A 13,384-nucleotide genomic window follows, 5' to 3' on the forward strand; every position below is an offset into this window, starting at 1 on the left:
GACCTCAAGCCCCATAACGTTGCCAACAGGGGCGGCCGAAGCATAGCGTAGGCCGTCCAGACCAGCTAATAGCTGGGCGAGCCTGCTTGGCCTGGTTATGTGGCTGGGGGGATATCAGAATGCTCGCCATTTTTAATTACCTTACGCATGAAATTAACTAAGTGCATTAATACCAAAGCTATTAAAACGCCTATGAATTCAGCACCAAGAGGTATTATCTCATCTTTCCCAAGTAGGAAGCGAATCAATCCTACAAGAACTATCGAGGCACACAGTGAAAAAATAAGCTTAATTAAGTGTCTGATAAAAATTTTACCGCAACCACCTGCTTTAAACCCATCAATGACATCAATCATATTTCCTACTCATTGACACATAACGTTGCCAGCAAGGGCAGCCGAAGCGAAGCATAGGCTGTCCAGCCCAGCCTCCGGCTGGGCGATCTTGCCTGGCCTGGTTATAGCTGGCGCGTACTGAACGACCTACTTGCTCTCTGCCAGCCAACTTTGGCTGGCCACTACCCGATAAATTTACAGGGAAAGTACCATACTTTCCCCACTGGTTAACTACCTGATTGGCACTCCACGATGGCGTAACTGGCTTACAGGGCTTGCTGACTTAAAACGAAGACACCAGAACGAAACTGCGGTACTAGCTTGCAGGAGAACTCTCAGGAAAAGTGTGCTCAGATAGAGATTGATGCTTTTAGCAGGTACAAAACATCTAAAAATTGACCGCCACAATAACGCTCGTAGCACGAGCAAAATTGAAGCGCAGCGCCAATTTTGTCGGCGTGCCTACGCTTGTTATCTGTGTACTAGCGAATAAACCAATACAATCCTTTAAAGCTTGGTGCAGCCAGAATATCAGTATGCCTCACTGACTGGGGATCTTCCTGCAAACTCTTCTTTAACTTACGTAGTTTGACAATGCCTCTTATCGCCTGCGAGAAGATTAGCACTGCCAACGCAAGAATTAAGGTATCGAATCCCATTCCAGCAAGTAACGTGGATGCGAGAGTAATCAGTGCAAGAGGCCCCATTAAAAAGGAGGTAACCCAACAACTGAGCAAGTTTGAATCAATCTCACCATAGAGGTCTACTGGCTTTTTTCGAGTTCTTCTCATTCTTTACCTACAGACAGATAACGCCTTGCTCAGCCGCCGCCGGAATGGAGCCGCCTTGTGCTAGCGTAGCGTACAGCACAAAGCGAGCGGAGTGTAGGTGGTCGGATGCAGCAATTTGTTATGCTTTTTTATAGTTCTTTAGCCAATATTTTAGTAGCACGATAACCTTTATCCCTTTGAGTTACATATGCATGTTTGAAGGCTTTTCTAAAAGACATATTGTGACGTAGCTCGGCTGATAGCTTTCTGATGATCTTATGGGCACTATATGCCAAAAGTTCTTCTAGCAAACATACTCCAACCTTCACTAGTAAATCCGAGTCCTTGGTACGCCTACAAATTTCTCTTATTACTCTGAAGTTCTCGGCTGGGTTGTTTACAGCGCCATACGTTAGAGCTTCTTCAGCCTTAGACATTCCTTGAGGCGATTGAAGTTCAAATTTTATCCAGGCCCTTGCCATGGCATGAACCTCGGCATCGCACACTTTTAATCCTGGATATAAAAATTTCGATGGGCCATGTTTCTTCATATATTCACTGCATAACGCCCGCAGCAGGGGCGACCAATGCTGTACGCTTATTGTGCTAAAAAGGGAGCGCAGCGACCAGCACAATAAGTGCACAGCGTTGGGCGTCCCGCGGAGGCCCGTAGGGCCGGAGCATACTGCCTGCGATTGTTAGTTGTTTTACCCACCGAGCGCCTCATATGCCGCCCAAATAAATACCATAACCAAGCAACCAAAAGCGAACCAGTGGTAATTTTTTGCCCGCGCCAAATCAACTGCAACCATTGGTGTATATACAAACTTCAGGATACTGGAAGCGCCACCAACCACAACAAGAACTATGATTGGCCACCAAGATTTAGCTAGAAGCGACCACAACAAAATTGCAGGTATGCCGAAAGTAGTAATTAAGGCTTCAATTACTGTACCCGCGTAATGTTGCTTGGAAAGACCGCTACATTTCGGGCAGACGGCAGGGTGTAGAGCACTGGAATTGAATTTACTCCAACTCGAAATACTTCTTTCATTACAGTAAGGACATGTATGCTTCATAAGCCCGATTCAGACAACTAACGTTGCCAGCAAGGGCAGCCGAAGCGGAGCGTAGGCTGTCCAGCCCAGCCTCCGGCTGGGCGATCTTGCCTGGCCTGGTTATAGTTGGCGCGCTCTGAACGACCTACTTGCTCTTTGCCAGCCACCTTTGGCTGGCCACTGCCCGATAAATTTACAGGGAAAATACCATACTTTCCCTACCGATTAACTATCTGATTGGCACCCCACAATCAGGCAACTTACTTGTAGAATTTGTTGACTTAAAACGAAGGCATATGAACGAAACTACGGTGCCAGCTTGCAGGGAAACTCTCTGGCGAAGCGCGTTCAGGTAGAGATTGTTACTTGCAGCAACTACAAACTATCTACAAATTGACCGCCACAATAACGCCTTGCTCAGCCGCTGCCGAAATGAAGCCGCTTTGTGCTAGCGTAGCGTATAGCATAAAGCGCGCGGAGTGTAGGCTGTCGGATGCAGCAACTTGTTATAAATTTCTATGATGCTAGCTAAAAATTGAACCAATAGCCTCAAGCACACCCGTAACAGCACAAACCAAACCTTCTACGAAGGCTTCCAAAACACCAGTTAAAATCTCAACGATACCCACGGTAGACTCGGAAATAACAGTCGGTAATACAAGGCCAGCTATTGCGGACACAGCAATAGCTGAAGAAACCAATTCAACTCCATAGATTATGCTGTAGCAAATAACAGCAACTATAGATAGAGAGCAAATAGATTGAATAACCCTCAGCAATTTCGATTTTTCTTTTGGTTCACTACTCATTACTTAGTCCTATTTATAACGTTGCCAGCTGGGGCGGCCTGCGCTGCTTATGCGCGCAGCGCATAGCGTAGGCCGTCCCGCGGAGGCGCGCAGCGCCGGAGCGTACAGCCTGGCCTTGTTAAGCATTTATCTCACTGGCCTCCATAATATTACGACGAGGAACTATGCCCCACAATGCCGGTAACGCTCCAAGAACAAAGCCACAAAATAGTGTTTGAAGTTGTACAGGCCAAAACGCAAGCTTCACTCCTACACCGTAAATTGCATATGAATTCAAGGTAACATCTAGCACCATAACTATGGCGGCGAGAACTAGGCCAGCTCTCAATTTAGCTAAAATCAAAACTACCACAAGGAGATCAATTACAGACAATGCAGTCCAGAACGCATTGAAACCGAATGGCGCAAAGGTATATGGAAAAGGCCCACCATTTACGATATCTGCTACGTGATTAATGCATCCAATCATAAAGCATGCAGCAATTACCGAAATAAATATTTTTTTTGACTGTGGCACGATATTTCCCTATGCGCTAACGCTGAGATAACAGTCCTCGCCACACAAAAAAATAAACTCGCTCTGAGTTTAGGATGTATCGCATGAGCTATCAGCGAGGAACTGTTCATCGTTTTGTTGTACATGGGCGCCGGCACGATATATCCGGCCGACCATCTTTATTAATGGAATTACCTTTTTTTCGTGAGGGCCACCATCGGTGAGAAAGCTTGGATGGGCCTCCGCAGATCTTGCAGTAAAGTACCATAGATAGCCTATCTGCACTATTGGGAACCGGCGCTAATGTGCCGCATACCTTACGGCAACGTTGATAGTCTTCCTTTGCAGCCGCCGCATACAGACCATAGTACCGAATAGTGTGAAGCCCCCGAGGAGGGACATGCTGAAGTACCCGACGGATAAATTCCCGGGGTCTTAATTGCTGGGACTTGGTCCGCTTGTCTCGGTGGTCAAGATAGCTCATCTCAACCACATCAGATTCAACACATTTTAGTTGGCGAGGGTCTACCGGCCCGCCTTTGCAGTAGCGAGCTAAATACAGCAATACTCCCTTACTGTGCTCATATCGTTCTTCGATCCGGACACTCCAGGACTTTTTATACAGACCACGGTACATTCGCCAAAAGGCATCACATGTCATGTCGGGTGGTAAATTCATGTCGCCGGACTCAAATGCAGCTTTTACCAGCCCCTGGAGCGTACCTCGATATACCTGACGAATCACTTTACTGGGTAAAAGAAAATTACCTAAATCCTTCCAGCTCCCCAGCTGATCAAGGCCGCCTGCCGTCACCAGGCAGTGCGTGTGAGGATGTAAATTAAGTTGTCGACCCCAGGTATGAAGCGCCATAAGGATGCCTGGCTTGGCCCCTCCATGACGCTGATCAGACAAAAGCTTTAACAAAGTCTCCCGACTGGCCTGAAAAATAATTTTCGAAAATAGCGCTTCGTTGTAACGCCATAGCGAAAGGTACTCATGCGGCAAAGTAAAAATGACATGAAAGTGGGGTTTATTTAGCAGCCTTAATTTTTGCTTTTCAATCCACTCAAAACGCTTTTTCTGCGCACACAAAAAACAACTCCGATGTCGGCAAGAATGGTTTATTTCGATCCCGGGGTGATTTTGTTTGCATGTATAATAACTGACGCCCATCGCGCTAGTCCGGCAATGAGCTAACGCATCGATGGCCTTTAGATTCTTTAATGGTTGTTTTTCTGCTACTAATTTATCGCGGTAATCGGCAAACAAATTTTGTATGGTGCGATCGGACATATCCTTTTGTTCTTTACTAATATATCTCTGATGTTACCTCTTTGCCGCGTAGCGGCTATGTACAACGCCTTGCCCACAGGCAGCCGAAACGCAGTGTAGGCTGTCCAGCCCCGAAGGGGCGATTGTGCGGCAACTTGTTATTCATTTGGGCTTAGAAAATAGCTAGATTTTTGCCTGTGCGTACAGGGTTGCACCAAGGGCTCAAACTGCCATTTACTCACAACTGGAACTACGCTTTTTTCTAGGAACCAGTCAAAAGAAATCTTTGCCTTATCTCTGTTTGGCTTGTTCTCAGATTCTACAACTTTAAGATCATTGATGTGGCCCGATTTTTCTACAGTAAATTCAACCACAACATATCCCTCTACAAAGATATGCATGTAAGACGTGCCTGGAAGATATTCTCTAACCTGCTCCGGAAGCGGGTATGTTGGATTGGGAGCACTTATCTCCTTTAAACCCTCACACTTCATCTCTTGCGCAGTTGTTATTGCAGAAAAAAATGCGAAATATAAGGTAATTAGCTTTTTCATAGTGATGCATAACGCTGAGTGCAGCCGCATTTTTGGAGAAGCCCTTTTGTGCTATTTAAGCACAAAAGGAGCGACGGAAAAAATGTCGGCTGGCACGTATTGTTAGGCATTTTTGACTAGGTCATTATTTATTGCGTAAGTTTCAAGCTTCTCTGTTAGCTGATCTGGATCTTTATAGAATTCGGTGTCTAGTTCATCTAGATCTTTCGAAACATCATCAGAATTAGTTGCCACCTGACGTAAATATTGCTCTTTTGGGACATCCGAGTTGCCAAATACTATCTGTTTAGCTTTGCGCAATAACCTAAGTGAATTTGTTGCTTTAAGTTGAATTAGCCCTAATTCAGCATGCGTGTAGTTTTCACCAGCTGAATTGGAAAAGTACTGATCAAAGCCACCATTATAGACTTCACCACTCAGGCAATTAACCGAAAAGTATATTTTTTCTGCTTCAGACAGAGATTTAAAACCTTTACTTTCGTCATATACACGAGACACTAACTCGCTCCAAAAGAGCCTGAACGGGCATGTTTTATCAAGCTCTCTTTCCTTTTTATAATACTCCTTTGATTTTTCCATGCTTTCTCGTATGCCATTTTTACAGGCCATACAAACACCACCCGTTCTCTCTGCTGTACTAGGAAGAACAAGCGCACCGCATTTTGTACATGGTACTTTCTCTGTCATTTGTACTTTTGCCTAACGAAAATAGATATGCGGAACCGTTAAGGAAGTTGGCAGTACCTTTGCGTAAGCAAAGGGAATGACAACTTTTAGGTTTCCGCATCATCGGGTTGTTATTTGTTGCTCGTGGCATTGTGAACAAATCCACTACAAATATCTTTCTTGCTACTGTCTACCACGATTCGGAGAGAAAAATTAGCAGCTCTAGGTTCGCGGCCTTGCTTCGCTTCGAAGCGGCTGCGCCGTCCGCATCAACTTCGTTATGCGAGCGTCGCTGAAGCTTCGAAGCTTACACGAAGGTTGAACCGTTGACTATGGGCTTTCACGCCAATACTGTTTTTATATACAGCAACCCAATAATCACCTGCTATTCTTAACTGTACCCTCGCAAGACTGGAGCGAGCGACCAATAACAGTGTATTCAAAAGCAGCTGCATTATATCACCCTGCAACATATCCCCAGATCAAAAAACCACCAAAGACCTAAAAAATATTTACAAATCAGAGAGTTAGCTATCGCTGACATAGAAATACTCAAGTGGATATATTGCAGCTGCAATATATCTTGTTATTTTGTTGCTTTTGATCACAGATGTAAATCGTTCAAAATCAAGGAGTTAACTCTTATATTACCGTGGATATGTGCAGCTGCTTTTGATCTTGGTTATTGACAGCACCGAAAAATAATAAATACTGTATATAAAAACAGTACAAAGAAAGCATCATGGATGATATTCGCCCTAAGCTACCTTCTAAACCTGAACGTTTTATGGATATTTTACGTCAGCATATTCGCAAACAGGGACTATCGTACCGAACAGAGCAAACTTACACGCACTGGATAAAGCGATTTATTCACTTTAATCGATTGAAGCACCCTGCTGGTATGGGCCCGGCTGAGGTGAGGAGTTTCTGACTCACCTTGCTGTTCAGGGTCTTTGCGCATCCAATACGCAAAGAGTGGCTTTGAATGCTATTGCCTATCTCTACAAGCAGTTCTTAGGCAAGGAAATCCCAGACTTGGATTTAAGCTTGCAAAGAAGCAACGACGGCTGCCTGTTGTTTATAGTCGTGAGGAAGTTGCCGCGGTTCTTAGTCATTCACAAGGAGTCTTCAGATTACAGATACAGCTAATGTATGGCTCAGGGCTCCGTAGTGCCGAACTACTATCTCTCCGAATAAAAGATGTGGACTTTGGCAGTAATAATATTTTTGTCCGCGGCGGAAAAGGAAATAAGGATCGAACTACCCTTCTTCCGCAGGGAGTAATCCCAGATCTAGAACGTCAAGTTCAGTGTGTATCTCTCCTTCATCAACAGGACTTACTGGCCGGCTACGGTTTGGTTTACCTACCGGATGCACTCGATCGAAAATACCCTAATGCCGCCAAACAACTTGCTTGGCAATACTTGTTTCCTGCTAACACTATCAGCAAATGCCCTCGATCAGGTATCTACCGAAGACACCATATGCACTCGTCCACATTGACGCGCCAAGTAAGTACCGCTGCGGGTAAGGCTGGAATCAACAAACCAGCACGCTGCCATGCCTTTCGGCATAGCTTTGCCACACATTTACTCGAAGCAGGTTACGATCTGCGTACTATCCAGGAATTATTGGGGCACTCTGACATCAGCACTACTGAGATTTATACCCATGTAGTAAATCGTGGTGATAAAGGGGTTTTAAGCCCATCTGATCGACTTCGTAGTATCCACAAAGTTGAGGAAACTTGCCCTGGATATTTGGCTGAGATTACTGAGCTGCAAATGCAACGTTTTTAGGCTGTGCTGTAATTTAAAGGATTCTGAATACCGGCTTTCGCCGGTACCTTGTTAGAAAGACTGTTGATTAGTGGCAAATCAGCCGGGAGTCACGTCTCCATTCTGACCCCGGTGGCGTAGGGCGTGATCCACTAACACAAGTGCCATCATTGCTTCAGCAATTGGCGTTGCCCGAATACCCACACAGGGATCATGTCGACCTGTTGTAACCACCTCAATAGCATTGCCGGAGCGATCGATACTACGGCCGGGTATACGCAAGCTGGAAGTAGGTTTCAGGGCAATATGGGCAACGATATCCTGGCCACTGGAAATACCGCCGAGGATGCCACCGGCGTTATTGGAGAGGAAACCCTCCTCAGGAGTAATTTCATCGCGGTGTTCGGTGCCCTTTTGTTCCACACAGCCAAAGCCAGCTCCGATTTCCACCCCTTTTACCGCGTTGATGCTCATCAGACCGTGAGCCAGATCTGCATCCAGGCGATCAAAAATCGGTTCGCCCAGTCCGGCGGGGACGCCGCTGGCATGTACCGAGATGCGCGCGCCGATGGAGTTACCCTCTTTGATCAAAGCCTGCATATAGGCTTCCATTTCGGGTACCCGTTCGGCATCCGGGCAAAAGAATGGGTTCTGGCCGACTTGATCCCAGTCCAGTTTTTGCACCTTAATCGGTCCCAATTGGGACAGGTAACCGCGCACTTCGATACCGTATTTCTGTTTTAACCATTTTTTGGCAATGGCCCCGGCCGCAACACGCATGGCAGTCTCCCGTGCTGAAGAGCGGCCGCCACCGCGGTAGTCACGGATACCGTATTTTTGCCAGTAGGTGTAATCGGCGTGCGCCGGGCGTACCTGCTCGGCAATATTGCCATAGTCCTTGGAGCGCTGATCGGTATTTTCAATCAACAGGCCGATGGGTGTACCGGTGGTTTTTCCTTCAAACACACCAGAGAGAATTTTCACCTGGTCCAGTTCACGGCGCTGGGTGGTATAGCGGGAAGTACCTGGCTTTCGGCGATCCAACTCCAACTGGATCTCTTCCTCACTGATTTCCAACCCTGGGGGGCAGCCATCAACAATACAACCCAAGGCTGGGCCATGACTTTCGCCAAAGGTGGTGACGCAGAACAGCTTGCCAAAGGTATTGCCCGACATATGCGACCTTTCCAGATAACAGTTGGTGAATTAACAGCGGTTGGCTTTGCGGAGAACGGTGCATTATAAAGGATCTAGTTGCCGCGCGCGGAGTTCATGGCAAAAAGCACAATTGCTGCAGGTATGTGTCCCTAATAGAAAGCCCGGCAATAGCATTTGCCGGGCACACAAAAAGAATTACCCTTTTTCAAAGTGGCTTTGGTAAGCGAGCAACTCTTCGCGACTAATGACAAATACCCCATGGCCACCGTCCTCAAACTCAGGCCACATAAATGGCACTTCCGGGAAGGCTTGCTCCAGAGCTTCCCAGCTGTTGCCCACCTCACAGACCAGCAGACCTTCCGGCTGTAGGTGATTGGCAGCCTCGCGCAACAGACGACGAGTGAAATCGAGGCCGTCTTCACCCGAACCCAGGGCAATTTCCGGCTCGGCCAGGTACTCTTTCGGCATCTCCGCTAAATCGCGGGCATCCACATAAGGGGGATTGCAAACGATCAGCTCATAACTCATACCCTGTAAACCACTGAAAAGATCCGACTGCACGGCCCGCACACGCTCGTTGAGTTGGTGACGGTTGATATTAATCTGCGCCACCTCAATGGCACCTTCTGAAATATCGCTCAGGTCCACTCTGGCCTCAGGGAAAGCCTCTGCACAGGCGAGACCGATACAGCCACTGCCACAACAGAGGTCGAGGATTGCCAGTGGCTCTACATTGAGCCAGGGCTCGAAATTGTGGCGGATCATTTCGCCTATGGGAGAGCGTGGCACCAGCACTCGCTCATCCACATAAAAAGTCATGTCACAGAAGTGCGCTTCATTGGTCAAATAAGCCGCCGGCAAACGCTCGGTAAAGCGCCGCTCAAGGAGCGTAAGTACGTCCCGCCGCTCCTCCATGGTCAAGCGCGCATGCAGGATTTCCTGCTTGCTATAGGGCGGCAAGTACAGTGCGTGGGTGACCAGCAATACCGCCTCATCCCAGGCATTGTCTGTGCCGTGACCATACCAGAGGCCTGCTTCGCTAAAACGGCTGGCTCCCCAGCGGATATAGTCCAAAACCGTGGTCAGCTCGTGCAGGCTGGATTCACGCCTTTCTATCATTGAATCTATCCTTAAGTGCTATGTATCTCATCAGGGCCTATTGTCACTAATTGGGTAGCCTCTGTTGTGGCTATAGAAGCGCCAATCAAGGCACGAGGAGTGTAGTTTGGTTGTTCCAAATAAGCGACGAGTAACACTGAGTGGCGCTTTTATAGCTGCAACCCGAAGGGCCTAGGCCATTTTCTGCCCAACTGCATTATCGGTCGTTTATGTAGAGTGATTAGGTTTCACTCCTTTTGCCTTCCCGAGCTAACAATGGCCTCTGGCAGAGGCTATCAAATTGGTGTCAGTAGGCCCCTAGGTCCGCGCGGATCTTTACTCTCGGGTTACAAACGCTTAGGGTAGCGCACCCGCCCCTCGGGCTGAGATGTTGGAAAGAGCAGCATGAACGAACACTACGCACGAATTATTGAAGCAATCGGCGAAGATCTGCAACGCCCCGGACTCAAAGATACTCCGAAGCGCGCCGCAAAGGCCATGGAATACCTGACCCGCGGTTATCAGCAGACCGTTAAGGAAGTGGTCAGTGACGCCCTCTTCCCCAGTGACTGCACCGACATGGTATTGGTCAAGGATATCGAACTCTACTCCCTCTGTGAGCACCATATGCTGCCGTTTATCGGTCGCGCTCATGTGGCCTATATCCCCCAGGGCAAAGTACTGGGCCTGTCCAAGGTGGCGCGCATTGTCGATATGTACGCACGTCGCCTGCAGATTCAGGAGCAACTGACCACCCAGGTTGCCAAGACCCTGCAAACGGTCACTAATGCTGCCGGTGTCGGCGTTATTATTGAAGCGAAGCATATGTGCATGATGATGCGCGGTGTGGAAAAGCAAAACTCCGTGATGAAGACCTCGGCAATGCTGGGCACCTTCCGCGAGAACCAAGCCACACGCAACGAATTTCTTTCCCTGATAAGCCGCCCCTAAGGCTGCCAACCAGAACAGCGCGGCCCCTACTGGGGTCGCTCGTATTCACGGAGTGAATTACCATGCCCCATCTGGTTATTGAGTACGCTAAAAATCTGGAAGAACGGATTTCTGTCGCCGCCCTGATCAGCTCGGCACAAGAGGCGATGCACAGCTCCGGCTTATTCGCCTCGCACACCATTAAGACCCGCGCCAAGGCCTATGAGCAGTTTATAGCCGGTGAACATGGCGATAGTTTTATCCACGCTGAAATTCGTCTGCTGGCAGGCCGCAATAAGCGGGAGCGGGAAGCGCTGAGTTCCGCGGTATTTAACTGCCTGTGCCAGTTTGCCGATGGAGTGCCGGCAGTATCGGTGGAAGTACGTGAAATGGATCCCAGCTGTTACTCCAAACGTGTACCTTTCTAGGGCCTGCTAACACTAGGCAGCCTCACCACGCAGGAAAGGCCCAAACCATTCGGCTATAGCCTCGGCGCCCTCCTCCATATGCAGGTGGTGGCCGCCGGGTATCTCCCTGACCTCGATATTTTTATAACCCTCCAACACCGGACGCAGCCGCTCGATCATGTTGGCAATCCCCTCCTCCGCCAATACCAGATGCACCGGCATGCTGAGGCGCGACAGGAAAGCACGCACCTGCGCCTCATTCAATTTGGCTGAGGACGCGGCCATCAGGCGCGGGTCATTGCTCCAGGTGTAGCCGCCCTCGATCGGCAGGGTTCCCCGCTCGGCCAAAGCGCGCGCCGCCCATTCACAAAGGGGGAACATGCCGTTCATGCGCGCTTCTACCGCTTTTTCAAAAGTGGGGTAGACCTTTGCTCTGCGCTGACTGTAGCGGGTGCGCTGGGCGATGGCCTTGGCAAGAATATCCGGTGCCTCGCTATCTTTCGTTGCTGGCGGTACCAGTCCATCAATCAGGGCCAGGCGCTTGATGCGCTTGGGAAAAGCCCCGGCGGTTATCACACTGGCAATAGCACCGCGGGAGTGAGCCAACAAGGAGAAGTTGCGCCAGCCCAGGGCCTCGGAGACTCCAATAATGTCCTCAGCCTCCTCCCAAATATTGTAATTGGCATGAGGAGAACGATGGTAGCTGCGCCCATGGCCGGCCATATCCACGGCGACCAAGTTAATACCCTCAAGCAGTGGTGCCAAACGGTCAAAGCTGGCGCAATTATCCAACCAGCCATGCAGCGCTAATACCGGCTCCCCTGAGCCATCCCCCCACTGCCTCGCGGCAATAGTCTTACTGTCGAATTCCAGGCTGATTTCGTGGGGGGCGGCTTGCTTCATGCGCGCTGATTCCAGGATAAAACTAAGAATTAAGAGACGGATGGTGCAGGCCCTAAGTCCTGCGGGCAATGACAGTTAACGCCAGCCATGTGGGGATTTGAGTGCAATAGGCTGAGCGAGAGAGAAACCGGCATGGAAAACAGCTAGCCGGCGTGCTGTAACCACTGCAGTTCGGCACAACCATTGGCCCACACTTCTGAACTCACGCAAGCGAGACTGGAAGTGCCCATGGGGTGTTGGTTGCCGCTGCCGCAGAGGTCATTCAGCAAACTGCCCACCAGCGGCTGGTGACTTACCAGGAGGAGGGGGAAGCTATCGGCCAGCTGCTCTTGTAGCCTGTCGAGCAACTGCTGAGGATCGGTATCGCCAATCAACAGAGGCTCGGTGACAACCGGCAGCCCCAGATGTGCGGAGACAATATCAGCGGTTTGCTGGGTGCGCACAAATGGACTCGCCCAGATGGCGCGTACCGAGGACAACTCCTCAGCACGCTCTTTGCATACCTGCGCCACCTGCTTTCGGCCGCGCTCAGTAAGCGCGCGGGCAGCATCGTTACCGTACATGGGCTCGGCCTTACCGTGGCGCAGGATAAACAGATCCATTGATTTTGCCTCAACCGGTTTAGTGTTTGCTGCCGCGCTCGTCGGACTCACCCTTTTGATCATTAAAGGACGTTGAAGATTCTTCCGCGCCCTCTTCTACCAACTCGGGTTTATCATCATCGCTGCCCAGGATAATCGCCTCCTCGGCCTCTTCTTCCTTTTTCGGCTCGGGCTCAGTTTTTTTCTCAGCCTCGACATCATCCTCAGAAGCCACAACCTCTGCATTAACCTCTTGCGCCCCCTCGTAACCGGACAGATCATCCACCTCGGACTCCGGCCATTCGGCAAAGGGGAAAGGTTTTTCCTCAGAGTTATAAATCAGAAACTGTACGGCCTGGTAGATATAAGAGGCGAGCTGATCACCGAAGCGGCGCAAATTGTCATTGGCGCTGCCACCGGTAATCGAAAACAGGAACTGCAGCACAACCACCGCCAGCAGTACCCAACTGGCAATCTGTAGGCAGATTCCGAACAGTATCATGTAGATCAGCCGCACCCACTGATTCCCGGAACTCAGGTTGCGCTTTAAATCATCATTTTTCAT

The 13,384-nt window shown here is 49.2% G+C and carries 16 protein-coding genes and 1 pseudogene; 4 read left to right on the forward strand and 13 right to left on the reverse strand.

Annotated elements, in window-relative coordinates:
* Positions 1-95: 95 nt before the first annotated feature.
* The 8 genes from LC073_RS06805 to LC073_RS06840 form a co-directional block, all read right to left on the reverse strand.
* Positions 96-356 carry a hypothetical protein gene (locus LC073_RS06805; protein ID WP_226645357.1) on the reverse strand — a complete coding sequence of 87 codons (261 nt, stop codon included), beginning with the start codon at positions 354-356 and terminating at the stop codon, positions 96-98.
* A 461-nt stretch (positions 357-817) separates the two neighbouring features.
* The gene (locus LC073_RS06810; protein ID WP_226645361.1) at positions 818-1,126 is read right to left on the reverse strand and encodes a hypothetical protein; all 309 of its coding nucleotides are present in this window, start codon (positions 1,124-1,126) and stop codon (positions 818-820) included.
* Between the two features lie 128 nt (positions 1,127-1,254).
* Entirely contained in the window at positions 1,255-1,656 is a 402-nt protein-coding gene (locus tag LC073_RS06815) for a hypothetical protein (protein ID WP_226645363.1), read from the reverse strand.
* A 1,031-nt stretch (positions 1,657-2,687) separates the two neighbouring features.
* Positions 2,688-2,972 (reverse strand): hypothetical protein, encoded by a 285-nt coding sequence (locus LC073_RS06820; RefSeq protein ID WP_226645365.1) that lies wholly within the window; start codon positions 2,970-2,972, stop codon positions 2,688-2,690.
* Between the two features lie 118 nt (positions 2,973-3,090).
* Positions 3,091-3,489, reverse strand: coding sequence for a hypothetical protein (locus LC073_RS06825; RefSeq protein ID WP_226645367.1), 399 nt, complete (start codon positions 3,487-3,489; stop codon positions 3,091-3,093).
* Positions 3,490-3,595: 106 nt separating this feature from the next.
* Positions 3,596-4,762 (reverse strand): transposase, encoded by a 1,167-nt coding sequence (locus LC073_RS06830; RefSeq protein ID WP_226645369.1) that lies wholly within the window; start codon positions 4,760-4,762, stop codon positions 3,596-3,598.
* A 137-nt stretch (positions 4,763-4,899) separates the two neighbouring features.
* Positions 4,900-5,295, reverse strand: coding sequence for an energy transducer TonB (locus LC073_RS06835; RefSeq protein WP_226645372.1), 396 nt, complete (start codon positions 5,293-5,295; stop codon positions 4,900-4,902).
* Positions 5,296-5,397: 102 nt separating this feature from the next.
* Positions 5,398-5,982 (reverse strand): DUF4375 domain-containing protein, encoded by a 585-nt coding sequence (locus tag LC073_RS06840; RefSeq protein WP_226645375.1) that lies wholly within the window; start codon positions 5,980-5,982, stop codon positions 5,398-5,400.
* A gap of 766 nt (positions 5,983-6,748) precedes the next feature.
* On the opposite strand from LC073_RS06840, the pseudogene LC073_RS06845 reads away from it, so the two are divergent.
* Positions 6,749-7,113: pseudogene (locus LC073_RS06845) on the forward strand (site-specific integrase).
* On the forward strand, positions 7,032-7,763 hold the full coding sequence (locus LC073_RS06850; protein ID WP_226645820.1) for an integron integrase: 732 nt from the start codon (positions 7,032-7,034) through the stop codon (positions 7,761-7,763). Before LC073_RS06845 ends, LC073_RS06850 begins: the two are co-directional and overlap by 82 nt.
* Before the next feature lie 78 nt (positions 7,764-7,841).
* On the opposite strand, the gene aroC is transcribed toward LC073_RS06850, so the two are convergent.
* Positions 7,842-8,918: a chorismate synthase gene (aroC, locus tag LC073_RS06855; protein ID WP_226645378.1), complete on the reverse strand. Its 1,077-nt coding sequence runs from the start codon at positions 8,916-8,918 to the stop codon at positions 7,842-7,844.
* 177 nt (positions 8,919-9,095) lie between these two features.
* On the reverse strand, positions 9,096-10,019 hold the full coding sequence (gene prmB / locus LC073_RS06860) for a 50S ribosomal protein L3 N(5)-glutamine methyltransferase (RefSeq protein WP_226645380.1): 924 nt from the start codon (positions 10,017-10,019) through the stop codon (positions 9,096-9,098).
* 384 nt (positions 10,020-10,403) lie between these two features.
* On the opposite strand from prmB, the gene folE reads away from it, so the two are divergent.
* Positions 10,404-10,949: a GTP cyclohydrolase I FolE gene (folE, locus tag LC073_RS06865; RefSeq protein ID WP_226645381.1), complete on the forward strand. Its 546-nt coding sequence runs from the start codon at positions 10,404-10,406 to the stop codon at positions 10,947-10,949.
* Positions 10,950-11,011: 62 nt separating this feature from the next.
* Complete coding sequence (locus tag LC073_RS06870) at positions 11,012-11,356, forward strand: 5-carboxymethyl-2-hydroxymuconate Delta-isomerase (RefSeq protein ID WP_226645383.1); 345 nt, start codon at positions 11,012-11,014, stop codon at positions 11,354-11,356.
* Between the two features lie 12 nt (positions 11,357-11,368).
* Here LC073_RS06870 and LC073_RS06875 read toward each other — a convergent pair whose 3' ends face one another.
* From LC073_RS06875 to LC073_RS06885, 3 genes are all read right to left on the reverse strand, one after another.
* Complete coding sequence (locus tag LC073_RS06875) at positions 11,369-12,238, reverse strand: alpha/beta fold hydrolase (RefSeq protein WP_226645385.1); 870 nt, start codon at positions 12,236-12,238, stop codon at positions 11,369-11,371.
* 143 nt (positions 12,239-12,381) lie between these two features.
* On the reverse strand, positions 12,382-12,840 hold the full coding sequence (gene sixA / locus LC073_RS06880; protein WP_226645387.1) for a phosphohistidine phosphatase SixA: 459 nt from the start codon (positions 12,838-12,840) through the stop codon (positions 12,382-12,384).
* 19 nt (positions 12,841-12,859) lie between these two features.
* Complete coding sequence (locus tag LC073_RS06885; RefSeq protein WP_226645388.1) at positions 12,860-13,384, reverse strand: DUF4389 domain-containing protein; 525 nt, start codon at positions 13,382-13,384, stop codon at positions 12,860-12,862.

Origin of the sequence: Microbulbifer variabilis, assembly GCF_020524905.1 — a bacterium.
Taxonomy (GTDB): domain Bacteria; phylum Pseudomonadota; class Gammaproteobacteria; order Pseudomonadales; family Cellvibrionaceae; genus Microbulbifer; species Microbulbifer variabilis_A.

Excerpts from the sequence above, each read along its gene's own strand:
- folE (WP_226645381.1), top strand. The coding sequence starts at position 10,404 with ATGAACGAACACTACGCACGAATTATTGAAGCAATCGGCGAAGATCTG.
- LC073_RS06805 (WP_226645357.1), bottom strand. The coding sequence starts at position 356 with ATGATTGATGTCATTGATGGGTTTAAAGCAGGTGGTTGCGGTAAAATT.
- LC073_RS06830 (WP_226645369.1), bottom strand. The coding sequence starts at position 4,762 with ATGTCCGATCGCACCATACAAAATTTGTTTGCCGATTACCGCGATAAA.
- LC073_RS06810 (WP_226645361.1), bottom strand. The coding sequence starts at position 1,126 with ATGAGAAGAACTCGAAAAAAGCCAGTAGACCTCTATGGTGAGATTGAT.
- LC073_RS06835 (WP_226645372.1), bottom strand. The coding sequence starts at position 5,295 with ATGAAAAAGCTAATTACCTTATATTTCGCATTTTTTTCTGCAATAACA.
- LC073_RS06870 (WP_226645383.1), top strand. The coding sequence starts at position 11,012 with ATGCCCCATCTGGTTATTGAGTACGCTAAAAATCTGGAAGAACGGATT.
- sixA (WP_226645387.1), bottom strand. The coding sequence starts at position 12,840 with ATGGATCTGTTTATCCTGCGCCACGGTAAGGCCGAGCCCATGTACGGT.
- aroC (WP_226645378.1), bottom strand. The coding sequence starts at position 8,918 with ATGTCGGGCAATACCTTTGGCAAGCTGTTCTGCGTCACCACCTTTGGC.
- LC073_RS06815 (WP_226645363.1), bottom strand. The coding sequence starts at position 1,656 with ATGAAGAAACATGGCCCATCGAAATTTTTATATCCAGGATTAAAAGTG.
- prmB (WP_226645380.1), bottom strand. The coding sequence starts at position 10,019 with ATGATAGAAAGGCGTGAATCCAGCCTGCACGAGCTGACCACGGTTTTG.
- LC073_RS06820 (WP_226645365.1), bottom strand. The coding sequence starts at position 2,972 with ATGAGTAGTGAACCAAAAGAAAAATCGAAATTGCTGAGGGTTATTCAA.
- LC073_RS06885 (WP_226645388.1), bottom strand. The coding sequence starts at position 13,384 with ATGAAAAATGATGATTTAAAGCGCAACCTGAGTTCCGGGAATCAGTGG.
- LC073_RS06875 (WP_226645385.1), bottom strand. The coding sequence starts at position 12,238 with ATGAAGCAAGCCGCCCCCCACGAAATCAGCCTGGAATTCGACAGTAAG.
- LC073_RS06840 (WP_226645375.1), bottom strand. The coding sequence starts at position 5,982 with ATGACAGAGAAAGTACCATGTACAAAATGCGGTGCGCTTGTTCTTCCT.